The sequence below is a fragment of the Abyssisolibacter fermentans genome, from assembly GCF_001559865.1.
GTDB classification, from domain to species: domain Bacteria; phylum Bacillota; class Clostridia; order Tissierellales; family MCWD3; genus Abyssisolibacter; species Abyssisolibacter fermentans.
Map to the genome: position 1 here is coordinate 1 of NZ_LOHE01000066.1, position 25,789 is coordinate 25,789.

The following is a 25,789-nucleotide window of genomic DNA, read 5'->3' on the forward strand; positions in this document are numbered from 1 at the left end:
TTAATTATACAACTTAGCATTAAGTTATTATACCATATAAGTAGATAAGTAATTTTAAGTTTAGTGTAGGGCCATTAAAATAATGTATAGTGACAATATATAGACTATATGCTATAATTAGTAAAAGTCAAAGGGAGTGAGTATAATGGTTACTGCAAAAAGGTATGATGATGCTATGGTATTTTATAACTTAGTCAAAGATTATCTATGGGATAATGAAGCATTTAATATTTTATCATTAGGTGTTTTAGGAGAGTGCATTAAAAAAGCTCCTAATCCTGAGCATATTTTTATAGCTATTAAAGATAATGATAATGTTGTATTTGTTATGATCCAAACAAAAGATAAAATGATTTTAGTTGGAGAACTTGACTATATTGATGAAGCAATAAATTTCCTTATTGAAAATGATATTAATATTAATGGTATTATAGGAGAAGCAAATTTAATTAATATTTTTGCTAAAAGCTTTATTAAAAGATACATTATGAAATCTATAGTAAAAATGAATCAAAGAATATATAAAATAGAAGAAGTTAACGATATTAAATTACAAACAGGTAATTTGAGGCTTGCAAAAATTACAGATATTAACATTTTAAGTACGTGGGTTAAAGATTTTGTTTTATATAGCGGGGGAGAGGCTACTATTGACGAGGCAAAGCGACATGTTAAAGAATTAATAGATAAGAAAAAATTATATGTTTGGGAAGACGGTCAAATTGTTTCTATGGCGGGAAAAGCAAAAGCAACCAATAATGGTATAGTGGTAAACTATGTATATACACCTGATGAATACAGAAATAAAGGCTATGCAACAACTTGTGTTGCTTCATTAACAAAAAAATTGTTACAAGATTATAAATTTTGTGCACTATATACTGATTTATCAAATCCTACCTCTAATAGTATTTATATGAAGATAGGATATAAGCCGATAGGGGATTCTTTAGTAGTAGGGTTTGAATAAAATGGTATTTCTACGTTATTGAAATTTACTTATTTTATAACAAACAAAAAGGGTTACTCAAAAGAGTAACCCCTATTTTTTAGATTATTTTCTTCATTATATCATTACTTCTCTTTATAAACTCAGACATTGCTTCAGGAGAGAGCGGCTTGTGACTAATCATTGCTAAGTCATAAAGTTGTTTTGCAATAAGAGAGCTTGTCTCATCTTCTGGATGTTCTAATGTGTAATGTACTAGAGGATGTTTCTTGTTTAAAACTAATGTCTCTTCATTAGGAAACATATTTGCATCCATACCCATGCCCATGCCATTCATACTGTACATTTTCATCATGTCTTGCATACGTCTATTTGATTCAGATAGTAAAATCATACTTGAAACATCATCATTCTTAAGAGATTGAAGCTCAACATTTATTTTTTCAAGATCTAATGCTTTTTTAAATAAATCACTTATTTTCTCTACTTCAGCCTTGTTTTTTTCTTCATCTACATTTTCTTCCTTTTCGGTTAGAAGACTAGATAGATCAGAGTCTACTCTTTTAAATTTAATATCTGTGTTGGTGCTTTCTATGTGAGAGATAAAAGCTTGATCAATGTTGTGATCTAATACTACGGCTTCAACATCATGTTCGCTAAGTAATTTAATATACTGAGATTGTTGAGTAGTATCAGTTATATAATAAACTTCATTCTCAAGTTTACCAGCATGATTTGCTAAATATTCATTGATGCTTAAATGTTTTCCAGTGTTTGTTTTATATAGTACAATATCTTTTACTTTTTCTGCAAACTTAGTATTTTTAATAATACCAAACTTAACAAATGGACTGATATCATCCCAGAATTTTTTAAAATCTTCTCTTTTAGTTTTGTATAAGCTTACTAGTTTATCAGCAACTTTTTTAGTGATATAATCTGAAGTTTTCTTAACAAAGCCATCATTTTGAAGGAAGCTTCTTGAAACATTTAGTGGCAAATCAGGGCAGTCAATAACCCCTTTAAGAAGTAGCAAAAATTCAGGGATAACTTCTTTAATATTGTCTGCAATGAAAACTTGAGTATTATAAAGTTTAACTTCTCCTTCTAAAGTATCAAATTGTGTACTTAACTTAGGGAAGTATAAAATACCTTTTAAATTAAAAGGATAATCCATGTTTAGATGAATCCAGAATAAAGGTTCTTTGAAGTCTTTAAATGTTTTTTGATAAAAAGCTTTGTAATCTTCATCACTACATTCATTTGGACGTTTAGTATAAAGTGGTGTTACATCATTTAAAGGTTTAACTTCTTCAATAATAATATTGCCATCTTCATCTTTTTTAGGTTCTTTGTTAGCTACATCTAAGAATATTGGAAATGGCATAAAAGAACAATATTTTTCTATAGTTGATCTAACCTTATATTCATCTAAGAAATCAGTACCTTCTTCGCCTATATTTAGTGTGATTTCTGTACCTCTAGTTGTTTTATCGCTTGCATCCATTTCAAATTCAGTACCACCATCACAGAACCATTTTACAGCAGTAGCACCTTCTTTATAAGATAATGAATTGATTTCTACAGAATCAGCTACCATGAAAGTAGAGTAAAAACCAAGACCAAAATGTCCTATTATCTGCTCGTTTTCAGCTTTATCTTTGTAGGCATTAAAGAAATCTTCAGCTCCAGAGAACGCTATCTGATTAATATATTTTTTAATCTCTTCATCAGTCATACCAATACCATTGTCTATAAATTTAAGAGTCTTATTTTCTTTATCTAGTATAACTTTAACAGTAAAATCTTTATCTTCTTTTAAATCAGCTTCGCCAAGTGTGCTAAGTCGTTTAACTTTTGTAATAGCATCACAACAATTAGAAATAAGTTCTCTTATAAAAATATCATGGTCAGAATAAAGCCATTTTTTTATTATAGGAAATATGTTTTCGCTATGAATAGATAAATTACCTTTTTGAACAGCCATTTAATTCACTCCTTAAAAAATATGTAATAGTACAATTCAATTACTTTCAACAATATAATACCCCAATAGTGAATAATTGTCAATAAAAAATTAGCACTCATTTAATTTGAGTGCTAACAAAAACTTTTTCTTTAATTTTTATTATTTAGCTGCTATATTTAGTAAAGGTATTAAAGAAGTTAATTTGTTAAAAATCAAGATCTTCAGCACATACACCAGGACCTCTAGCACATTGTACTGCACAAGTAGTATTACAGCATTGTGCGCACCAGTCATAGCAATTACCTTCACACTCAGTTGCACAACTAGGACAAAATGTCATGATTTCACCTCCTTTTTGGATAAATAAGTACTCTTAGGAACTCTTAAATTCCTAAGACACTATATTTATAATGATAATCAAAACGTTTTTTCTCCCATTATTTTGCTTACTTATTGGATATCACATAATGACTATCAAGACTTTATTTTAATTATGATAATTAATTATCGATCGCATAAGATAATTTCTCTAGTATTAAAATCTATCATCCAAAAACGATCATTACTTCCCTTTCCTTCCCATAAATATTTATTTGACTTTTCATTCCACCAATTTTGGATATCCTTTTTTGTGTTAGTATAATCTATAACAAATTTTTCGTAAACAATATTGAAATCATCTTTATTTTCAACAAAATCATTTCTAAATAAGAGAAGAAGTTCTTTAAGGGAACTTAATTTTTCACTATAGTCTAACAATTGCGTTTTTTCTATTTCAGTAACGGTGCCAACTGTAATTCCTTTTTTTTCTTTTTTCATAAACTATTAACCTCCTGATATTTTTTTTCGCTCATAACATAAGATTTATTTTTACTCAAAATTTTATCTAATGGATCTAAATAATCTATTTTTTTAATCAATGATGTTCCAATAACAATATCATTCTTTATTAATTCTATCTGAAGTTTTCGGGATGCATTTCGTTCTATGTGGCTAATTACACATTGAATTTTAGACGGCGTATTGTATTCATTAGTAAGAAGCTTGTTTAAATATACACATCTACTGCAGCTGTAAGCATCGCATTCTTTGCATATAGGAGCTCTGTCTATAGCTAATAAATCGAGATTTTCCATAGTGATACCTTCATCAACATTTCCTATACAATTGTCTTCATCATTGAAATAGAACGCTGGGCATATATATATTTTTCCATTTGGTGCTAGTGTGAATTTATTGACGCCTGCATTACAATTATTCATTTCATTTAAGTAAAGACGCTCAGTCAAGATATTTATTTTAACTTGATTATCTTTAATATAATTTTCTACGAGAATATCAACTAATTTATCTAATTCATTTTCATATAATTCAATGTCCGTATCAGACCAAGTTTCAATATCAGTTTTAATAATTGATATTTTTTTGTTATATGTTAATAATTGCTTAACTGCAATACTCAAATTATTTATTTTATCTTTATGAACTATATAAGTGTCAGTGCTAGTTTGATTTGTTTTATTACAGCTTGTACTATCTATAAATTCAGATTTTCCCAAAAACTCTATATCAAAATCATTTGCTTTAGCAAATTCTAAACCTTTATTTACAATATCTTTATCCATTTTTTTATTTTTTACATTATTATTTTTAAAATTTTGATATAAACATTCAAAAGGCGCATTGTTTTCAAGTAGAATCTGTAAAGTTTTTTCTTTGATGTTTTTGTTTAGCTGTTTATATTTGGTTGCTTCTTCATGCCAAGGAGAAATTATTCCAGTTTTTTTAGTAAAGTTTGTCCAGAAATATTCATTTGCTCTAACGTTTGCTTTATGCATTTTACATATATGAGTAGCTCTATTATATATGGTATTAGTACATGCATTATCATAATTATAACCAGTACACCAGGCACAGCCTGAGGCGATTTCACAGTTAATACATTCTTCTTTACTTTGTGTTTCTAATGACAGTGCTTCAAAAGGTCTTACTAGATCCGTATTAATTTCAGTATCAATATTTCCAATGGAGAGACCTTTCTTGTCATTTAAAGTAAAATCTAAGAATCGTAAACAAGGAAATAAATTACCTTCACAGTCAACAGCTAACATCTTACCTGCGCCGCAATAATTTGCTTTTTTGGCACCTTCCTCAAGAGGAAAACCTCTTTGTGGATCAAAAAACCTGACTGAATATTTATTCCAAAGTTCGTTTTGTAAAATATAATCCGCTAAATCTTTAAGCTGATTTTCAAAAATTTCATCGTCACCATCTTTCCAAACATCTTCAAAAACTACATTAGCTGCTACATATGTTATGCCATTTTCCCATAGACTTATAATACTGTCTTTTAGGTGAATTAAATCATCACTTGCAAAAGTAGCTTTTGTAGAAGCATTTGGAAATTGTTTTTGCCATAAAGGTACATTTTTTATGACTTCGTCATATGATCCTTCACCATTTGGTTTAACTCTTTGCAAATCATGTTTAGTTTTATTGCCGTCAACAGATATCCCCATTGATAAATGATGATGATTTTTTTTAATGTAATTTTGAACTTTAGGTGTATTATACAGTAATCCATTTGTAGAAAAACTAAAGCGATAATTATTAAACCAAGGATGATCTAGCATAAATGTTTTTAATTTAATATAATCAGAGATTTTATCTATTAAATCAATTTCTAAAAAAGGTTCACCTCCTATGAATTCCCAAACTACAGCATCTTTATCAAAGCCAACACTCATTTCCAGAATTTTATCAACTGCCTTTTTTGCTGTTTCAAAACTCATCTTTTTAAAAGAGTTTTTATGAACCATATAACAATATTTGCATTTTAGATTACAATCTTCTGTAATGCAAAATGTTATATTTTTAAAATCACCATCCCTGTACATTGGTGGCAATGTACCCATTTTTATTTTAGGTTTTACCATTAAACATTCTCCTTTCTAGTAATAATGATAATTGCTATTTGTTTTATATTATTTTTTCATATGTTTTTTTTATTATAGCGTTATTGGAATTAGATATTTTTTAAGATATTAATTAAAGTATTTAATGAAGGTAGTAAAAATTTAATTAAATAAAAAATAACTTTGTTATGTTTGTAGGAATAGTTATAAGTTAAATTTAAAATTAGATTAGTTATGTATATAATACAAAAATTCTGGAAATATATAATAAAACTACAATAAAATATATTATATATAAATAATAACAACATATAACAAAAATGTCAATTTGTCAATACATAAATTAAATAAAAACATCTATATATAATAACGTATTTATTTGCTATTTATGTTTATATTTATTAAAATATAGACAGAGAATATAATAATATCCAAAATGACTCTTTTAGAATTAACACATCATAAATTTTAATATGTGAGGGGTTTATATGAAAAACAAAGTATATAGAATGAGTTCATTTGCAAAAACTATAGATGGAGGCAATCCTGCGGGAGTAGTTTTAGATGCAGATTTGTTTAGTGATAGTCAAATGAAAATGATAGCTAAGGAAGTAGGATATTCTGAAACTGCTTTTGTAATGAAATCAAATAAGGCTGATTTTAAGGTTCGTTTTTTTACACCTGTAAATGAAGTTGATTTATGTGGTCATGCAACTATAGCCACTTTTAATCTTTTGAGAAATTTAGGCGTTATCAATGAAGGTTGTTATACTCAAGAGACTAAGGCTGGTGTTTTAAAGTTAAAAGTATATAAAGACAATGTTTATATGCAGCAGAATAAGCCTAAATTTTACGAGATTATTAATAGAGAAGAATTAAAAGCTTGTTTTACCAATTTAAATGAAGTATTACATGATGAATTACCTATACAAATCGTATCGACTGGAATAAAAGATATTATATTACCTATTAAGAGTTTAGATATTTTATTAAACATAAAGCCAAATCTAGAAAAGATAGGTGAAATAAGTAAAAAGTATGATGTAACAGGGATACACGCATTTTGCCTACAATCGTATAATGCTTCAACTGCTCACTGTAGAAACTTTGCGCCACTATATGGAATAGATGAGGAATCTGCAACTGGTACTGCTAATGGTGCATTAGCTTGTTATTTAAAGCATTATATGAAAGATAAAATAGGTAATAAACTTGTTTTTGAACAAGGTTACTGTATGAACATGCCTTCTGAGATAGCTGTAGAGCTTGTTTATAAAGATGATGAAATACATGAAGTTTTTGTGGGAGGAAATGCTTTGAAAATTAATAGATTAGGAGGGTGAAATATGATAATTGGACAAGCACCATTATACAAATTTTTATGGTTTTGTAACCGACAAAATTTAAAGAAGGAAATACTTGATTGTGGAGCAGGAGGTAATTATCCACCTTTAAGCTTATTTGCAAAAGAAGGATATACAACGAGAGGGATAGAATTTGACAAGGATCAATTATATAAAGCTCAAGAATTTGCTAATAAACAAGGACAAAATTTAAATATTGAGTTAGGTGATATGAGAGAACTACCATTTGCAGATGAATGCTTTAGCTATGTATATTCATATAATGCTATATTCCATATGAGAAAAGAAGATATACACAAGTCAATAAAAGAAATGAAAAGAGTATTAAAAAAAGATGGTTTAATGTACTTAAATTTATTGTCTATAGATGATTCCGCATGTGGTGAAGGTACATGCTTAGGTAATAATGAATATGAGCAAATGGAAGATGTACCTGTAATTCATTCATATTATAAACATAATGAAGCTGACTATTATTTCGATGATATGGATCTAGTTTATAAGGAAATAAGGATACTTGAAAGATATTATGAAGGAGAAAAAATAAGACAAGGTTTTATAGATTATGTTTTTAAAAAAGTGTGATTATAGTAGCAAATAAATTTAAATTCTAATAAAATGATGTTATAGCAAAAATCAAACAGGGAATTCAAATAATTTTGCATATTATAAAAAAATTACATTAATTGACAGCAGATATTTATAATAAAGAGTAAAAAATTAAAAATTTAGCCACATTTTTAATCTTCCAACATATTTAACTTGTTATTTTTTAATAAAATAACGAGAAAATAAAAATATGAAGGGAGGTTATTTTTTGAATAAAAATAAGTTTATATTATCATTTTGTTTAGTTTTCTGCTTTTTACTGATATTCTCTAGTAATTGTTCTTATGCTCAACCAGCAAACGGTGATTACGATACTTATACAGTTGTCAGAGGAGATTCTCTATGGAAAATAGCAGTAAAATATCAGGTAGGATTAAGTGAAATAATTGCAGCTAACAAGCAATTTAAAAATCCAAATCTCATATACCCAGGAGACAAAGTTTATGTACCGTTATTTAGTGATATTAAGGCTATAGAAAGAGAAGTAATAAACTTAACAAATCAACAAAGACAAAAAAATGGGCTTCCACCTCTTAAATATAATTGGCAGCTTTCAAGAGTCGCTAGATATAAGTCCGCAGATATGAGAGACAAAAATTACTTTAGTCATACATCTCCAACCTATGGTTCACCAGCTAAAATGATTTCTGATTTTGGATTGAAGTATACAGCTATGGGTGAAAATATAGCAATGGGTCAAAGGACAGCTTGGGAAGTTGTAGATGGTTGGATGAATTCATCAGGGCATAGAGCAAACATCTTGAATAAAAACTATACAGAAATTGGTGTTGGGTATGCCAAATCTTCAAGTGGTAAAACTTATTGGACTCAAATGTTCATAAGACCATAATTTAATAATAAATATTCATAGCAAAGTCCTAATTTGGACTTTGTTTTTTAATAGTGTATATTTAAAATTAAATGACTATACATAATATTTTTTTTATCAATAGGTGTTTTTCAATAAAAAAAATATAATTTATAAAAATAAGTCGATCTACTAGTTTAAGGCTCTATAATACATGTTTGAATATATAAATTAATGAGTGGAGATACTATAATAAATCAAATTGTTCTATTAAAGGTTAATGCTAATTATACTGAAATAATTATCTTTCAATATTTTTTATGGAGGGGAAAATATGCAAACCAAAAGGTTTATTAGTCAAATAATTTTTTTTGTTATTTTTATTGCTTTAATGATTACAAATAAAGCACAGATATGGATGGCTTTTTTATTTTTATCAATTGGTCTTGCAGCGTTCTTTGGTCGATATTATTGTGGTTTTATATGTCCTATTTATACTATGATTAGAGTAGGAAATTTAATTGGTCGGGCATTGGGAACACAGAAAAAAGAAATACCTAAGTTTTTTAAATTAAAGGGTCTGAGAACAACAATATTAATTATTTTTTTAGGTGCGTTAGGATATACAATTTATACAATGACAAGAGGGGAAAAATTTCCATTACCAATATTTATTATTGCTTTAGGTGTTATAGTTACTATATTTGTTAATGAAAATACTTGGCATAGGTATTTATGTCCATGGGGAATTTTACTAAGCTTTACAGCGAAGTTTACCAAAAGGAGTTTAAATGTTTCTCAAAAAGGATGTATTTCTTGTCGTAAATGCTACAATATATGTCCGGCTGAAGCTATTGACTTTAAAGAAAAAGCAGAAATAATGCCAAGATATTGTTTGCTGTGTTATAAATGTCATGATATCTGTCCTGTAGAAGTTATAAGGTATAAGAAAAATTAAAAATTGACACTTTATTTAATACCTAGTGATATTCCAAATGATAGTGTTGGCTGTTATAGATTAAAAAGACGGAACAAGAATATATGTAACTACATAGTATATTAAACAAGATTACACTTTAAATAAGAACAAAGCTCATAAAAGCAGTAATAAGCTTAATGAGCTTTGTTTTTAGGTTGATGCTGCCCAAGAATAAATAAAAAATAACAATATTGACAAAATAAACAAATAAAGGTATAATATAAAAATAAAAATATTACAAAAGGAGGAAAAAAATGAAAAAAACTATTTTTGTTTTTGCAATAATAATTACTTTAATGTTTATGAGTACATTATCGAGTGCTCAAGTTAATAGTTTTTCAGTTGTCAGTACGGGGGGTCAACAGATATATATAGTTGGACCAGAGCCTGAACCTTATGTTAAGTACAATGATACTAATGGTGATTACTATATGAGGGTTAGAGAGTGTAAATTATTACATGGTCCTGCAGATAGTGATCCTATTGTTAAGTACAAGCCTTTTGGCTTAGTATATCGAACAGATAATTTTCAAGGAACATTAGGAAGTAGTGTATCCATAACTGAGTCTGTTAATACTTCAGTAACGAATACAGCTACAGTAAGTACATCATTAGGTATTTCTGCTGGTCCATTTAGTTCAAATGTTTCTATGTCTCAGTCTACTTCTGTTAGTAGAAGTGTTGGAACATCAGTTACTAAATCGTATTCATCTGGATACAATTTTGGCTTCCCTGCATCTACTGCTCCAAGTAATTGCACCAAGGCAGAAATGGGAGTAGGGTTTCAATTTGCAACTTATAGAACTATCATTGATGTCAAAAAACTAGTAAATACGATGAAAACTTTTAATGTTGTAAGTAAACGTTATATAAATGAATGTAGCATATGTAATGGTGAACATCCTGGTGGAATTATTCCTGGTCATTTTCATGATGGCCCTGTAGGCTGGTATTTAGATTTAGAGGATGGAACAACAGTATTTGTAGATGAAATGATAAAAGATTCCTTGGTTGCACTAGGAATGATAGATGAAAATATGACTATATATAAAAAATCAGTTGAAGAATGGAAATATGAACAAGTATATGGAACAGTTAAGCTACCTATTGATACTATGGTGACTATTTATTATGATGCAAATGGAAATATTCTTGATAAAGATGGTAATATAGTGAATTAAATATAAATAATATTATAACAAAAATAAAGTCCATGAAAGCCATAATAAGCTTATTGGGCTTTATTTTATTTAAAACAAGGTAAATAGGCATAAAAAATAACACAGATAAATGACAATTTAAAAAATAATATTAAAAATCACATAATATATATAATATAATAAAATAGAAAAAGTAGTGATATGATAAAAATATTTTTGTTTTTGCTATAATATTTTACTAGTACATTAGCTAGTGCTAGGCTAATTATACTTCATTATGTAGTATTCAACAAATATATATAATAGTTTCTCAGCCACAACGATATAATCTTGTTATTAAATAATTGATTGTAAATATTTATGAGGCATTAGTTTCAACTCTTTTATTTGAAAAAAACCTATAATTAATATAAAATATAGATTATATCATTACTTTACATCATTACCCCTGAGAAGTAGATTTAATAAGGAGGGATAAAATGCAAGGTTTAGTTTTAGAAGGAGGAGGAACCAGAGGAGCTTTTCAAATAGGTGTATGGAAAGCCTTGAGAGAATTAGGTGTAGAAATTAACGGAGTTTGTGGTACCTCTATTGGATCAATAAATGGAGCTTTTATTGTTCAAAACGACTTTGATAAAATATTCGAATTGTGGAATAACATAACATACTCTAAGTTTTATGATTTAGATGATATGAAAATTGAAAAACTAAAGAAATTAAATTTGGAATCAGGTGATTTAAATTATCTATATGGGAAATTAAAAAATATTTTAATTGACAGAGGTGTAGATATATCACCATTAAGGAAACTATTAATCGATAATATTGATGAAAACTTAGTCAGAAATTCAAATAAAGATTTTGGTATAGTTACAATATCTCTTACAGATATGAAACCATTAGAATTATATATTGATGCTATTCCAAAGGGACATCTCATAGATTACTTGATAGCGAGCTCAAGTTTACCTATTTTCAAAACAGAGAGACTAGAAGGCAAGCTTTTTTTAGACGGTGGATTTTATAACAAACTTCCAATAAGTTTACTTGCATCAAAAGGTTATAAGGATTTGATAGTAGTAAAGTTAGATAAAAAAGATATAAACCCTAAATTAATAAAAAAAGATATGAATGTAATACATATTAAGCCCTCGGAATCTCTAGGAAGAATACTTGATTTTTCTCAAGATAGAATTCAGAGAAATATAAATCTTGGATATTTTGATACTCTTAAAGCTATAAATAGCCTTAGTGGTTTTAATTATTATGTTAAGCCTATGGGAGATGAAAACTATTTTTTGGATTATTTTAAGAACATAGATGAAGCTAAAGTTATTAAAATAGGCGAAATACTAGGAGTTCAAGATATGCCTTATAAAAGAATGTTATTTGAATATATAATTCCAAAGATTGCTGTGATATTAGATATTCCCAATAATGCAAGCTATGAAGATATAGTTTTAAAAATACTCGAAGAAGCAGCTCAAAGATATAATATTGAAAGATTTAAAGTATACACCTTTGAAGGTTTTAAAGATGAAGTTTTAAGGAGATTTAGACCGTGTAGAGATAAAAACTCAAAAGATTTACCTAATATTTTCAAGCAGAGTGATTTGGTTTTAAAAACATTTAAAAAAGATATTTTAGATAGAATAATTGATGAATTGCTAGGAAATTTAGCATGATAAAAAACAATATTACAAAAATAACACATAATGAAAGATATTAAATAACCAAGGGAAGTAGAGTATACCCTTGGTTTAGATCTATATCCCAATATTTAACATTACGTTTTTATTTCAAGTAAAATTATTTTTGAAAATCAGACATATTATTCATAAACTGAGCTGCAAGCTGCATAAGTTTATTTAGCTCGTCCTCAATTATTTTTTTGCATTGTTCTGCTTTCCCCTCTGCAACAGTTATTCTGGCAGAAGTTTTTGAAACTTCTAGTTCTTTAAAATCATCTTTTAAAAGAGTTTTTAAAGCTTCTTTTGCTTTGAGTCTATATTCTTTATTTGTCAATTGATCCTTTACAGTATCTTGAGCGGTTACTATAATTCTTTTTTCCTCGTCTAACTTAATAGATTTCACAAAAAATGATAAATCCATGCTTAAAACCTCCAATATATTATATTATATTTAAAATCAATATTAATCATAAGATTTCTTAGATAAATAATTTAACCCTGATTATTCATATAACTCCCGATAATATGCTGTATAGTTTTGAATTAGAAGGTTTTAGTGAATTCGAAGGCATACCGAGTTGGTACGCCCGCCATTTAATGGATACCTTATAATCAGAAAAAACTTATTAATGAATCTCCTATTCAGGTCCTTCATAGGAGTAAGCGATTCACACCAAATCAAGATTTGGGTTCACTGCTCATCATTTTCTATGAATAATCTGGGTTTAACGTCAGTGATTAATTTTTTATGTATCAATAATCTATTATATATTATCGTATTTGCAGTTAAATTGCAATATAACTTACAAAGGGAGGGTAATAGGTGGTGAATTACTTAATCTATAATTGTTTTTACAAAATAATTATTATATATCATAAATTTCTTAGTCAATGGGATATATCCTTTTTTCTTTAACGAAATAACTCTTTCTTTTGCTGTTGGCTTAGCTTTTGTAAGTATAGATTTGACATCAAACAGATAATAAAACGACTTATTTGTAATTTCCAATATAGAATCGATAACTTTCTGATTTTCATATTCACTCTTTAAATCTATCCTTAAGACACCATAATGATTAAAATCATCATTAGCTATTCTATGGAACATCTCAACAGTTCCTATTATCACATTAGTGCTGTTTAGAATAATGGTCCATCTTACAAAAAAACGATTATTATATGAGTAATTCCAAAACTCAATTGCTTGTTTCATTCTTTCAATAGAAGTATAATAAAAATCATCTCCATTACAATTGTCAGAATTAAAAAAAGGAACTGATTTTTTATCAGAGTAGCATTCTAATAAATCTTCAGCGTCATCCGTACATGTCTGCTTTAGTGTAATATAAGTGTTTCTAAAAGTTGGACATATTTGATATATACTTTCCATTCTTTATACCTCCTATATATTATATAAATTGATGGTAGCAAACATAAGTTCTGTTGTCAAGTTTTATTTAATTAATGTATAATCAGAGGTGTGTATAAAAGGTAATTTTGGGAAATAAATTGAAGTAGAAGGTGAAACAATGAAAAAATTGGAACGCTTATCTGGTATTATCTATGCTCTTAGAGAAAATAAGAAGATGACTGCTAAAGAACTTGCAGAAGTATTTGAAGTAAGTGAGAGGACTATTTACAGAGATATAGACGCTTTATCTCAACTAAAAGTACCTATTGTTTCTTTTGAAGGTTTTGAAGGAGGTTATAAAATTGATGAAAGTTATTTTATACCTAGTTTAAATTTAGAGCAAAATGAAATATTATATTTGCTTATTTGTTTAAGAGCTGGGGAAGTTTTAAGGGTACCAAATATGAAAGGTTCTTTTGAATCTTTAAAATATAAGCTTCTCAATATACTTGATGATGACATGAAACAAAGGTTTAAAAAATTACTTTCTCGAATTATGCTTGAAATGAATAGAATTGTTCCTAGCAATTATTGTGAAAATCTTTTTTATAAGTTGATAGAGAGTTTTATTGATTATAAAGATTTAGTAATTATATATTATTCACCTAAAAGTGATGAATATATAAAAAGAAGAGTTACTCCCTATTTTTTATCCTTTGACAGCGGGGGATGGTATCTAGATGGTTATTGTCATATTAGGGAAGCAATGCGATGTTTTAGACTGGATAGGATAAAAGATATAGAAGTATCTCATGAGGATTACAAGCAAAGCTTTGTAGATGAGTATATAAATAAATTAAAAAATAAAGAAAAGGCATTTAAGATAAAACTAGAAATGGATAAAAAACTATATGAAATAGTAAAAAATGATGAAAGTTTCATTGATGGACAAACAAAAAATCTTGGAGATAAAATAGAATTAAGTATTAATACCAACAATATTGATTATTTCGTTTCATTAGCTATAGAAAACTGGAATCAAGTAACGATAATTGAGCCTAAGGAATGTATAAATAGAATAAAGAAATTATGTAATAAGACATTGCAAAAATATTAAAAAACCCTGACAAGAATATGTCAGAGTTTTATGCAATATTAAAGAAAGAGATAACTAAAAATTTAACTAAGATAGGTTTCATAACCAATTGAATCAAAAAATTCTATTTAACGTGCGTCGTGGTAAGACCTAGTCAGTTAGTAAGCGCTAATCCAGATTAAAATATTAAGGGGAATAACAATGAAATACACTAGTTATAGTCATTAGATAAAGATTGTGATTTACTTTTGGAACAAGAAAATTATAGAGAAGTAGTGGATTTATTAAAAAGAGCATCAGAGCTTCTTCCTCAAAAGGAATTTGAGAAAAACTATTTTACTATTTTTTTTAATATAGCTATTTTTTCTACCAATTGTGATATGTATGATGAATCTATCAAAACATTAATATGTTTGGTTGAACAAGGGTATGCTTGTCCATTATATTGGGAATGCTTTGAACCTTTAAAAGAAGATATGAGATATACAAATCTTAAACAGAAGAATGATATATTGATAAAGCAAGCTGAAAAAAAATCAAAACTTGAATATGCTGTACATCTTCCGGAAAATTACAATAAAGATAAACAATATCCATTATTTTTTAACCTTCATGGTGATGGAGAAAATATGAAGGTACATAGCCAGTATTGGAAACCTGATGCTTTTCTTAAAAAAGATTTTATTGTTGTGTATGCTCAATCATCACAGGTTATATATCATAATGGTTATGGATGGCTAAAAGATTCACTTAAAGCTAGAAATGAAATTAGAGATTTGTATGACTTAATACTAAATCAATATTCAATCGATAAAAAATGCATAATTATTGGTGGATTTTCTGGTGGAGCTATAACCGCTATTGATATAACAATGACAAACGATTTCCTCGTAAAGGGCTTTATATCCATATGCCCATCTAAGAAACCAGAATCTTTTAATAAAGAGAATGTTCAGTATGCTATAAAGAGAGGTACAAAGGGTGTATTAATGGAAGGGGAATATAATATGCCGGTACCTGATGAGGAAGAGATGGTTAATGTGTTTAAAGAGGTTGGTTTTCCTTATGAATATTATATTAATAAAGGCATAGGACATTGGTATCCTAAAGATTTAAGTGACAAAGTAGAGAAAGCATTAGAATTTATATTATAGGAATATTTAACTTGTACTATTTACACATATATTAATAAATAGCTACATTCCAATTGCGAAGAGGATTGTAGTGGTTTTTTTATATATAAACTTATAATTTTATTTTACATTAAACCTAATTTAGAGAGATGAAATACAAATACTAACCCAAAACATTAATAAATAAGAATTGAAAATTCTTATTTTACAAAATGCAATAACTAAGCCATAATAATATAGATAATAATAATCAATATTATTAATATACTGCAAAAATTACAGGAGGAATGGGCATTGGAGAAATATTTTTTGTTATAAGATTTAGAAAAAGATTATAGAGTAATTGTACCTATATTCCAAGCAGTTTGTACAATAAAGGAATTAGATGATGCTATTAATAATATATTGAAAAAGGTCATTACTTTTTTGTTAGATATAAAATATACGTCATGTATTATAGAAGAAAATGTAACATATTAATTTTGTAACATATACATATCTTCGCTGTGAATTGTTCTCACTGATTGATCAACCTAAGATATGCCTACATGCAATTAAATGGTTATTATGTAGTTTTAAGTCAAATAAAGAGTGCAAAAAAACTATAAAATAATTGTTTGTTATATTGTTTTGTGGAATAAATGGGATAAAAAGAGTATAATGAATAAGGTTACCAAAAACTTCACAAATATATTATATTTATTTGTGAAAATATAAAAAGGGGGATGATTATGAAAAAATGGATTTTGCTATCTATTAGCATAATAATGTTGTTTAGTGTTTTACTAGTATCAATGTCAAATGAAGTACAAGCTACTGAAACTTTAGAACAAGGCACTTCACAAGACAATGCAATTCCTATTGATTTAACTCAAATCTCCAGTGGGAAATTAACTGAGAATAGGTATATATGGTGTACAGCAGATTTTAATGCTGGACAAACGTATAGTTTTTGTTATGAATTTACTAATTGGGGGAATATTAAATTTTTTGATAGTACTAATAACCAAGAATTTAACGTATATGAGAAAAGATTTGATTTCATTCCCAAGATGTCAGGCAAGTATTATATACAAATTTGTGGAGAGTCAAGAGCAGATTGGGAACTAAGTCCAGCTTCAGAAGGAATGACTCAAGGAACAGCAACTCCTATTGATTTAACGTTGAATTCCAGTGGAACATTTAATGAAAATAATTATATATGGTATACAGCAGATTTTAATGCTGGACAGACATATAGCTTATACTATGAGCATACAAGTTGGGGTAATATTGAATTCTTTGATAGTAATAATAATCAAGAGTTTTACGCATATGAGAAAGGATTTGATTTCATTCCTCAAAAAACAGGTAAATACTATATAAAAATAAATGGAGAAGCAGGATCAAATTGGGAACTTAGTCCTGCAACAGAAGGAATGACTCAAGGAACAGCAATACCTATTGATTTAACTGAGAGTTCTAATGGGACATTGATTGAGAATGGTTATATATGGTGTACAGCAGATTTTATTGCTGGACAAATTTATAGTTTACATTATGAATATGATGATTGGGGTAATATTGAATTTTATGATGATGAGAAAAATCGTGAATTTGATGCATATGAAAAAGGATTTGATTTTATTCCTAAGAAAACGGGTAAGTATTACATAAAATTCACTGGCGAATCGGGTGAAAATTGGAAAATTGGTCCAGCAACAGAAGGAATGACTAAAGAGACAGCTTTTCAAATAGATATAACAGCTGATTTTGAAGGAATTATAAATGAGACTGATGTCACTTGGTATAAAACTGAATTAAGTTCAGACCAGACATACAGTTTTTTATTTAATAGTGGTGATAGTGTAGGGCTTAGCTTTATTAATAGTCTTGATGATGAAGATTGTGAATTGTATATAAATTCTAGACAGCTAAAATTTGAGTTTATTCCGAAAGATACAGGTATATATTATATAGAGGCTCATGGACAAGTAGGAGATGAATGGAAAATCATACACACTACTGCTTTAGAATATATAGAAAATCAGATTGGTAGTTGTTTATCAATAGATATATGTAATACTATAGATGGTGAAATTGGTGATGAAGGCTATACATGGTATAGTGCTGAGTTGAGTGCAGATGATATATACAGTCTGTATTATCAAAGTAGTGACAGTGTTGATAATAAATATGAAAAAAGAAATGGAATATGTTTTTATAATAGTGAACTAGTTTTTGAATTTGGTCTTGATTCGAAACACTCGGCATCGGATTTAATTCCGAATATAACTACTTCAACAACTAAATATTATATAAAAGCTTATGGACCAATAGGATGTAAATGGAAGCTTACTTCACCAGAAGATGGAATGACTAGAAGTAAAGCACTCCCAATTGATTTAAATAATGATTGTGAAGGTACTATTACAGATGTACAGTGTACATGGTATGCAACTTCATTAAATAAAGATCAAACATATAGTTTTAGCTATGAAAATGATAATTGGGTAACACTTGATTTTTATAACAGTGATAACGTAAAAGAATTAAGTGTTAATGATAATGACAAAGCATTTGATTTTACTCCACAAAAAACAGGGATATATTACATATATGCAGAAGGAGAACCAGGAAGTAAATGGATACTAAAAGTTGCATCAGCTGGAGCAACTAAAGCTAACTCAATACGCATTGATTTGACCCAAGCTTATGAGGGTAGTATTATGGAACAGGGTTATACATGGTATAATACTGAATTGATTGCAGGTAAAGCTTATGACCTACATTATGTAAATGAAAATTATGGTGGTATAGAATTTTATAGCGATGATAATGAATGTGAATATAATGAGTACACTAATGATAGAGAGTTTGAATTTATACCTAAAAAAACAGGGATATATTATATTAAAATATCAGGAAAGATAGGTTCAAGGTGGTTTTTCATACATTCAGGACCTGATGGAAAGACAATAGATAATGCTTTGCCATTAGACTCTATTGAGAATTGTAATGGAATTATATCGGATCAAAAATATACATGGTATAGTACTGAATTGAGTGCAGATAAAACTTACAGTTTATACTATGAGGCTCAAGATTATGTTGACTTATACATTTATTCTGGTGATGAGGAGCTAGAATACAGCAGTCGTTCTGATAATGATGCATTTGACTTCAAACCAGAAACTACAGGTACATATTATATTAAAGCAGAAGGTAACTCTGGAGGAAAATGGAATTTGAGGCAAGCAGAAGAAGGAATGACACAGTCTTTAGCACTGCCTATAGATATAACTAAGGATTTTGATGGAACAATCACTGATGCAAATAGGACATGGTATAAAACTACATTAAGTAAAGATGAGATATATAAGCTACATTTCCATAATACTTATTTTAATTATATCTCTATATATTCTAGTAGCCAAGTTAAAGAATATGGGTATTCTCAATATTCAAATAACATAGCATTGGATTTTATTCCACAAACAACAGGAGTGTATTATATTGAAGTAGTGAATTATTCAGATGATAAAGCGTGGAGTTTATCTGTTGCAACAGAGGGGATGACTAAATCTTTAGCAATTCCTATTGATATAACTCAAGATTATAGCGGTACAATTACAGATGCTGGGCAGTCATGGTACAAAACTTCATTAAATCAAGGAGAGGTATACAGCTTACATTATAATAGTAGAACATGTCAACTTAACATCTATAGTAGCGATGATAAGAAACTATATAGTAATTTAAGTCAAACAGCATTTGATTTAATACCAGAAAAGACAGATATTTATTACATTGAAGTGATTGGTAACTCTATGGATGAATGGACGTTGATTTCAGCGGAAGAAGGAATGACAAAATCGTTAGCAATTACTATCGATATAGCACAAGATTATAATGGAATGTTCACAGATGCTAATCAAACATGGTGCAAAACTACATTGAATCAAGGTGAGACATATAGTCTCTTTACCAATGGAAATATAAGCAAACTCAATATTTACAATATTTATAATGAGGTGGTATATAGTACAGATTCAAATAGTATAGTATTTGATTTAACTCCAGAAATGACAGGTATATATTATATTGAAGTAAGGGGTAACTCTAATGAAAATTGGATGTTAACTCCTGTACAAGAAGGAATGACTGAATCATTGGCAATACCTATTGATTTTACAGAAGATTACTCGGGCAAAATAACACCTTTAGGCTATACTTGGTATGAAGCTGAATTAGATCCAAATGTTGTATATGACTTATTTTTCATTCAATCATATGAGAATTGTAAGTTGTGTATATACAATAATGAACTTCAATTGCAATTAGAAGTAAATGGATACAATGGTAAAGAATTTCATTTTACACCAAATAAAGTGGGAAAATATTATATTAGAATAGATGGTGTGGTAGAATCACCATGGCTACTTCTTATTCTTAAAGAGGGGATGACTAAAGATTTAGCTATTCCTTTAGATTTAACAAAAAATAGTTCTGGAAATATAACAAAAGCGGGTTTTTCTTGGTATGAAAGCGAGTTAATTGCTGGTAAAACATATAGTCTACGAATAGAAAATTGTAGATACATAGAGATAGATAATAGAAGATATGATCCGAATTCTACATTTGATTTTACACCTGGTAAAACTGGAAAATGTTATATTAAAATAGATGGAGTGCCAGAAGCAACATGGAATATTAATTTAGCTGACCAAGGATCGACAATTCCATCAGCAGCTTGTATAGATTTCAATGAGGATTTCAATGGCACTTTTACAAATGAGTACAATTATTGGTGCAAAACAGAAGTAAATGCCAATCAAACCTATAAATTGCACTTTATGCATTCGAGAAATGCTGAATTTGAAATATATCACAACGAAAGTTTAAAAGATGGCAATATAATAAAGCTGCCTGAATTTGAAATCTTTGATTCAAATAAAATATTTGAGTGGACTCCAAAAGAGAGTGGAGTATACTATATAAGGGTAAATGGTCATTCAGGAGATACTTGGAGCATAACTCCTGTTAAAGAAGGAATGACTAAGGAAAAGGCAATATTGTTTGACAATACTCAACACTTTAAAGCATCAATTACAAAGGCAAATATTGCATGGTATAAGCTTGAATTACAAGAGGATTATACTTATACTTTTCAGAGTAATTTACAACTTCTTAAATCTCTTTATGGTAATATTTATTATGAAGATAGTGAAGATGAAGTTTCGCATTTTTATCTTAAAGACAATGGAGTGTTTGGAGAGTTACAGGAATTTGAATTTACTCCCCAAAGGAAAGGAACATATTATTTTGAAATACATGGATATTGTGGAGATAAATGGTGGATAAAACCAAATAAAATTTATTCATCTAGTATAGTAAATAATGAATATAGTGGAACAAATCAAAGCTATTATTATTTTTATGGAGATAAGCATTCTATAGGGGGTGATCCTCCTTATGATTATGTGGATACAGATGTTATTCTGGGAGATGATGAAGAAGGTTTTCTTTCATTACCTACTGATAGTTTTGTTACTGTAAGTTTCGATAGAGAAATAATAGATGTGCCTGGTCCAGATATTTTTATCAGAGGTGGATTGATTGAATATGAAAATGCAGATATTTATGTAAGTTCATATGATGGAGAATTCAAAAAAATTGGAAATATATATAAAAGGTTAAGAGACTACAGACATGAGCCTTACGAATTTGATCTTGCTTCAATAGATTTTGATAAACCGGTTATTTCTATTACCATAGTATGTGTTCAAAGTAATTGTGTCCATTTTTCTGTTGTTAATGTTGCAGGCATGACTTATGGTGAGCCAGTAAAATATTCAGCACCATGCTTTTATTTACCTGAATCAATGCATACTAATATAGAATACAAACCAGTTCCACCTGTAGTAAAAAGAATAGGATATAATTACCAAAAAAGATCACTTTATGCTGATCCTATTTATACAGCAGCAGGTGCACTAATTGTAAGTAGAGATTATTTAAATTTAAACGGACCTACTAAGCGTAATTTACAGCTTAGATATAACTCTTTATTATTGAATGAAGGTTCAATGGGCAAAGGATGGAATCATCAACATGAAATATGCGTGACAAAGGATAAAGAAAATTCTGTTTTTATTAATTGGTCAACTAATAAGAGAAATATCTTTATTAAGAAAAATGACGGGACGTATTTTTCACCAGATGAAGTGACATGCCATGATAAATTGATTGAAAATGCTGATGGAACTTTTAAGCTAGAGTGTAAAGATAAAACTACTTATCAGTTTGATGAAAGTGGAAAAGTAACAACACAGACAGATAAGCATGGTAGAGTTATTCAATATACGTATGATGAAAACATCAATAAACTTACAAAGGTTACTGAACAAGAAACAGGTCAATATATACAGTTTGAATATGATGGTAATAATTTATTAAGCAATGTCACAGATAATATTGGCAGAACTGTATCGTTTAGTTATGATCAGAATAATAATCTTGTTTCTATTATCAATGAAAGAGGAGAAAGTATGCAATATACCTATGACAGTAATGGAAGGATACTGGCTGGTATAGAAGAAGATGTGAAGCTGTTTGAGAATATTTACGATGATCAGGGACGTGTGATTTCTCAGAATGATGCTGTTGATGAAAACAATATTACAACCTTTAGCTATGATACTAAAACAAAGCCTGGCAAACAAATTACAACTGTTACTAATCGAAATGGTGAAACTATAAAATTTATTCATAACTATAAGTTTAAGTTAATTGAACTAATAGATGAACTAGAAAACTCTACTAAAATGAAGTATGATCAGTATGGAAACTTGATTGAAGAAATAAATGCTTTAAATCAAATTACAAAGTATGAATATGACCAATTCGGTAATAGAGTGAAAGTAATAAATAATGGTGGCTTTGAAACAAATATGGTTTATGATGAACATAATAATTTATTATCAGTTACTGATGCATTAAATCAGACAACAACATATGAATATAATGAACTAGATAACTTGACTAGAGTGACTTATTCTGATGATACAACAGAAAATTATAGCTATGATGAGCATGGTTATGTGCAATCATACACTGATGCTAATGGTCATACAACTCAATATGAAGTAGTTAATGGATTAGTAAAATCTGAAACTGACCCTAATGGGGATATAATTAAATACAGCTATGATGCTATAGGACAATTAGTCAAAGAAGCATCATCAATCGAAGAAACATCCATGTCTTATGATGCTCTAGGTAATCTAACTAAAGTAGTAGATTCATTAGGAAATACAACAACTTATACTTATGATATGTATGGTGATATTTTAAGTAAAACAGATGCTTTAGGTAATACAACAAACTACGAATATAATGGTAATGGGGACTTAATTAAGGTAACAGACGCTATTGAAAATGTGACAAATTATGAATATGATGCTGAAAGTAATCTTATAAAATTAATTGATGCCAAAGGGAATGAAACAACTTACTTGTATGATGAATTAGGCAGACAAGTAGGTATTGTGGATGCTAATGGTAATACATCACAAATACAATATGATGAAGTAGGAAATGTGATTGCACAAATTGATGGGAAGGGAAATATAGTTGCAAAAACTTCTTATGATAATTTGAATAGAGCTATCGAGCTTGAAGATGCTCTTGGTAACAAGGTTACAAAGTCCTATGATGCAATTGATCAAGTAAATAGTATAACTAATCCATTAGATCAAGTAATGAATCTACAGTATGATACTAGACAGCAGCTTATTAGTGTTTTAGATGCGTTGGGTAGTGAAAGCAAGCAATCGTATGATGCAAATGGACAACTTACTGGATATACGGATGCAAATGGGAATAAAACAACTTTTAGCTATGATGATGCTGGACATTTAATTAGTGAAAACATTCAAGGTGGTGGAGTTATAGAGTATGACTATGACTTACGTGGATTACTTACTAATAAACAAAATGCCCGCAAGCAATCAACAACATATACTTATAATGAAACTGGTCGTCTTATTAAGCATGTTGATACGGAACATGAAATTAATTACACTTATGATAATAATGGAAATCTGCTTATTGTTACAAATGAAATGCAACAAAAATTGCAAAGACAATATGATGAGCTTAACCGTGTCGTGAAGTATACAGATGAAAGTGGATATACAATTTCTTACAAGTATGATGCGGTTGGAAATTTGATACAGCTTATTTACCCAGATGGAAAAAAAGTTAACTATACCTATGATGCTGTAGGTAATATGATTAGTGTGACTGATTGGAATGCTAGAAAAACAGAATATGAATATGATGAAAATAATCGTCTAGTTAAGACTACTCATTCTGATGGTTCTAGCGAGAGTAGATCATATAATATTAATGGTCAACTGATAACATTGAAAAATATTGCTGCAAATGGTGAAACTATTAATGAATATGTAAATGAGTATGATGCTGTCAATAATGTGATAAAAGAAGGAAATATACAGTATTCATATGATGAATTGGAACGATTAACTAAGGCAAGCAATTTAAATATTCAAAGTGATACTTCTTTATCATCTGTAATTAATGAAATACAATATAACTATGATATAGGAGGTAATATTACTTCTGTAAAAAACATGCTCACTGAAAATGGTGCAGTAAAAACTCAAGAAAAGATAATGACTTATACAGCAGATAATAAATTAGAAGCTTGGGGAAATCAAGAAATTATTTATGATGCTGATGGTAATATGATATCAGGGCCATTACAAGGACAGATGCAGCAGTTTGAATACGATTCACAGAATAGATTGACCAGCACAGGTGATATATCGTATGGCTATAATGCAGAAAATATTCGAACATCGCTTGTTAACCAAAAAACAGGTGAAACGATATACTATGTTGTAAATCCACATTCTTATTACAGTCAGGTTTTAATGGAAACTGATGATAATGGAAATGTAATTAATTATTATGTATATGGATTAGGTTTACTTGGTCAAGAAAATGTAGAGGGTGAATACAAAACTTATCATTATGATCGAAGAGGTAGTACGGTAGCATTAACAGATGAAACTGGAAAAGTTGTACAATGTTATAGCTATTTGCCTTATGGAAAAATAATAACACAAGATAGTGACGATTATAATCCGTTTTTATATAATGGTAAGTATGGCGTTATAACTGATGATAATGAGTTATATTATATGAGAGCACGTTACTACAATCCAGATTTAAGAAGATTTATAAATCGTGATGTGTTAGCAGGAAGCATAGATGAAGGACTTTCGCTTAATAGATATATTTATGTCAATGATAATCCAATTTGTTACATTGATCCATTAGGGTTATGTAGAAATTATGATGATTTTATGGAAATAGCAGTAAATGCTTGGATAGATCAATGGTTACATACATTTCGTACAATTATTGATTTATCACCATATGGTCCATATATAAATGCAACCGAAGTGGTTGAAGGAAAGAATATTGTGACAGGAGAAAAGATGACAACTGGTGAAAGGGTTAAAGCTGGGTTATCTGTTTTCTCTAATGTTGCACCAAAAGGACTTAATTATTATAGTAAAATTCGTTAATGAATGGTTGTATTACATTCAAACGATAGTTTTTAAGTTAATTGTTTCTTTATTAAAAAGCTGCTACATTACAGTTATAAACTGTTTATAGCAGTTTTTTTTATTATTAAGATATTTTGTAATATTGATTAGTAGATTTATGAAAGGTAAATGGAAAGAAATAAAG

General features: G+C 28.7%; 16 protein-coding genes. 10 read left to right on the forward strand and 6 right to left on the reverse strand.

The genetic code is table 11. From position 1 onward, the window contains the following. Window positions 1-145 precede the first annotated feature (145 nt). Window positions 146-970 carry a GNAT family N-acetyltransferase gene (locus tag AYC61_RS11200; protein ID WP_066501978.1) on the forward strand — a complete coding sequence of 275 codons (825 nt, stop codon included), beginning with the start codon at window positions 146-148 and terminating at the stop codon, window positions 968-970. A 79-nt stretch (window positions 971-1,049) separates the two neighbouring features. On the opposite strand, the gene htpG is transcribed toward AYC61_RS11200, so the two are convergent. From htpG to AYC61_RS11215, 4 genes are all read right to left on the reverse strand, one after another. Further along, a complete protein-coding gene (gene htpG / locus AYC61_RS11205; RefSeq protein ID WP_066501980.1) occupies window positions 1,050-2,936 on the reverse strand; it encodes a molecular chaperone HtpG in 1,887 nt (628 codons plus the stop codon). A gap of 187 nt (window positions 2,937-3,123) precedes the next feature. Beyond that, window positions 3,124-3,258 (reverse strand): hypothetical protein, encoded by a 135-nt coding sequence (locus AYC61_RS22045; RefSeq protein WP_275935238.1) that lies wholly within the window; start codon window positions 3,256-3,258, stop codon window positions 3,124-3,126. Between the two features lie 164 nt (window positions 3,259-3,422). Then, window positions 3,423-3,737, reverse strand: coding sequence for a CXXX repeat peptide modification system protein (locus tag AYC61_RS11210; protein WP_066501981.1), 315 nt, complete (start codon window positions 3,735-3,737; stop codon window positions 3,423-3,425). Next, window positions 3,734-5,854, reverse strand: a complete 2,121-nt coding sequence (locus tag AYC61_RS11215) for a radical SAM peptide maturase, CXXX-repeat target family (protein WP_066501982.1) — start codon at window positions 5,852-5,854, stop codon at window positions 3,734-3,736. Before AYC61_RS11215 ends, AYC61_RS11210 begins: the two co-directional genes overlap by 4 nt. A 467-nt stretch (window positions 5,855-6,321) precedes the next feature. Here AYC61_RS11215 and AYC61_RS11220 point away from each other — a divergent pair, with 467 nt between their 5' ends. From AYC61_RS11220 to AYC61_RS11245, 6 genes are all read left to right on the forward strand, one after another. Next, entirely contained in the window at window positions 6,322-7,176 is an 855-nt protein-coding gene (locus AYC61_RS11220) for a PhzF family phenazine biosynthesis protein (RefSeq protein ID WP_066501985.1), read from the forward strand. Window positions 7,177-7,179: 3 nt separating this feature from the next. Further along, window positions 7,180-7,782: a class I SAM-dependent methyltransferase gene (locus tag AYC61_RS11225; protein ID WP_066501988.1), complete on the forward strand. Its 603-nt coding sequence runs from the start codon at window positions 7,180-7,182 to the stop codon at window positions 7,780-7,782. A 232-nt stretch (window positions 7,783-8,014) separates the two neighbouring features. Further along, a complete protein-coding gene (gene safA, locus AYC61_RS11230) occupies window positions 8,015-8,656 on the forward strand; it encodes a SafA/ExsA family spore coat assembly protein (protein ID WP_242866779.1) in 642 nt (213 codons plus the stop codon). A 292-nt stretch (window positions 8,657-8,948) separates the two neighbouring features. Continuing rightward, complete coding sequence (locus AYC61_RS11235) at window positions 8,949-9,572, forward strand: 4Fe-4S binding protein (RefSeq protein ID WP_066501992.1); 624 nt, start codon at window positions 8,949-8,951, stop codon at window positions 9,570-9,572. A gap of 275 nt (window positions 9,573-9,847) precedes the next feature. After that, a complete protein-coding gene (locus AYC61_RS11240) occupies window positions 9,848-10,774 on the forward strand; it encodes a hypothetical protein (RefSeq protein ID WP_066501994.1) in 927 nt (308 codons plus the stop codon). 458 nt (window positions 10,775-11,232) lie between these two features. Continuing rightward, window positions 11,233-12,438 (forward strand): patatin-like phospholipase family protein, encoded by a 1,206-nt coding sequence (locus tag AYC61_RS11245; RefSeq protein ID WP_066501997.1) that lies wholly within the window; start codon window positions 11,233-11,235, stop codon window positions 12,436-12,438. Between the two features lie 124 nt (window positions 12,439-12,562). Here AYC61_RS11245 and AYC61_RS11250 read toward each other — a convergent pair whose 3' ends face one another. Both AYC61_RS11250 and AYC61_RS11255 read right to left on the reverse strand, forming a co-directional pair. Further along, entirely contained in the window at window positions 12,563-12,865 is a 303-nt protein-coding gene (locus AYC61_RS11250; protein WP_066502000.1) for a hypothetical protein, read from the reverse strand. 414 nt (window positions 12,866-13,279) lie between these two features. After that, window positions 13,280-13,834, reverse strand: coding sequence for a GNAT family N-acetyltransferase (locus tag AYC61_RS11255; RefSeq protein ID WP_066502003.1), 555 nt, complete (start codon window positions 13,832-13,834; stop codon window positions 13,280-13,282). Window positions 13,835-13,973: 139 nt separating this feature from the next. Between AYC61_RS11255 and AYC61_RS11260 the strand changes: the two genes are divergently transcribed. The 3 genes from AYC61_RS11260 to AYC61_RS11270 all read left to right on the forward strand — a co-directional run bounded on the left by AYC61_RS11260 (window position 13,974) and on the right by AYC61_RS11270 (window position 25,623). Then, window positions 13,974-14,912 (forward strand): helix-turn-helix transcriptional regulator, encoded by a 939-nt coding sequence (locus tag AYC61_RS11260; RefSeq protein WP_066502006.1) that lies wholly within the window; start codon window positions 13,974-13,976, stop codon window positions 14,910-14,912. A 227-nt stretch (window positions 14,913-15,139) separates the two neighbouring features. Next, entirely contained in the window at window positions 15,140-16,045 is a 906-nt protein-coding gene (locus tag AYC61_RS11265; RefSeq protein WP_066502013.1) for an alpha/beta hydrolase, read from the forward strand. 710 nt (window positions 16,046-16,755) lie between these two features. Next, complete coding sequence (locus AYC61_RS11270; RefSeq protein WP_066502016.1) at window positions 16,756-25,623, forward strand: RHS repeat-associated core domain-containing protein; 8,868 nt, start codon at window positions 16,756-16,758, stop codon at window positions 25,621-25,623. Window positions 25,624-25,789: the final 166 nt, after the last annotated feature.

Excerpts from the sequence above, each read along its gene's own strand:
- AYC61_RS11200 (WP_066501978.1), top strand. The coding sequence starts at position 146 with ATGGTTACTGCAAAAAGGTATGATGATGCTATGGTATTTTATAACTTA.
- htpG (WP_066501980.1), bottom strand. The coding sequence starts at position 2,936 with ATGGCTGTTCAAAAAGGTAATTTATCTATTCATAGCGAAAACATATTT.
- AYC61_RS22045 (WP_275935238.1), bottom strand. The coding sequence starts at position 3,258 with ATGACATTTTGTCCTAGTTGTGCAACTGAGTGTGAAGGTAATTGCTAT.
- AYC61_RS11210 (WP_066501981.1), bottom strand. The coding sequence starts at position 3,737 with ATGAAAAAAGAAAAAAAAGGAATTACAGTTGGCACCGTTACTGAAATA.
- AYC61_RS11215 (WP_066501982.1), bottom strand. The coding sequence starts at position 5,854 with ATGGTAAAACCTAAAATAAAAATGGGTACATTGCCACCAATGTACAGG.
- AYC61_RS11220 (WP_066501985.1), top strand. The coding sequence starts at position 6,322 with ATGAAAAACAAAGTATATAGAATGAGTTCATTTGCAAAAACTATAGAT.
- AYC61_RS11225 (WP_066501988.1), top strand. The coding sequence starts at position 7,180 with ATGATAATTGGACAAGCACCATTATACAAATTTTTATGGTTTTGTAAC.
- AYC61_RS11235 (WP_066501992.1), top strand. The coding sequence starts at position 8,949 with ATGCAAACCAAAAGGTTTATTAGTCAAATAATTTTTTTTGTTATTTTT.
- AYC61_RS11240 (WP_066501994.1), top strand. The coding sequence starts at position 9,848 with ATGAAAAAAACTATTTTTGTTTTTGCAATAATAATTACTTTAATGTTT.
- AYC61_RS11245 (WP_066501997.1), top strand. The coding sequence starts at position 11,233 with ATGCAAGGTTTAGTTTTAGAAGGAGGAGGAACCAGAGGAGCTTTTCAA.
- AYC61_RS11250 (WP_066502000.1), bottom strand. The coding sequence starts at position 12,865 with ATGGATTTATCATTTTTTGTGAAATCTATTAAGTTAGACGAGGAAAAA.
- AYC61_RS11255 (WP_066502003.1), bottom strand. The coding sequence starts at position 13,834 with ATGGAAAGTATATATCAAATATGTCCAACTTTTAGAAACACTTATATT.
- AYC61_RS11260 (WP_066502006.1), top strand. The coding sequence starts at position 13,974 with ATGAAAAAATTGGAACGCTTATCTGGTATTATCTATGCTCTTAGAGAA.
- AYC61_RS11270 (WP_066502016.1), top strand. The coding sequence starts at position 16,756 with ATGAAAAAATGGATTTTGCTATCTATTAGCATAATAATGTTGTTTAGT.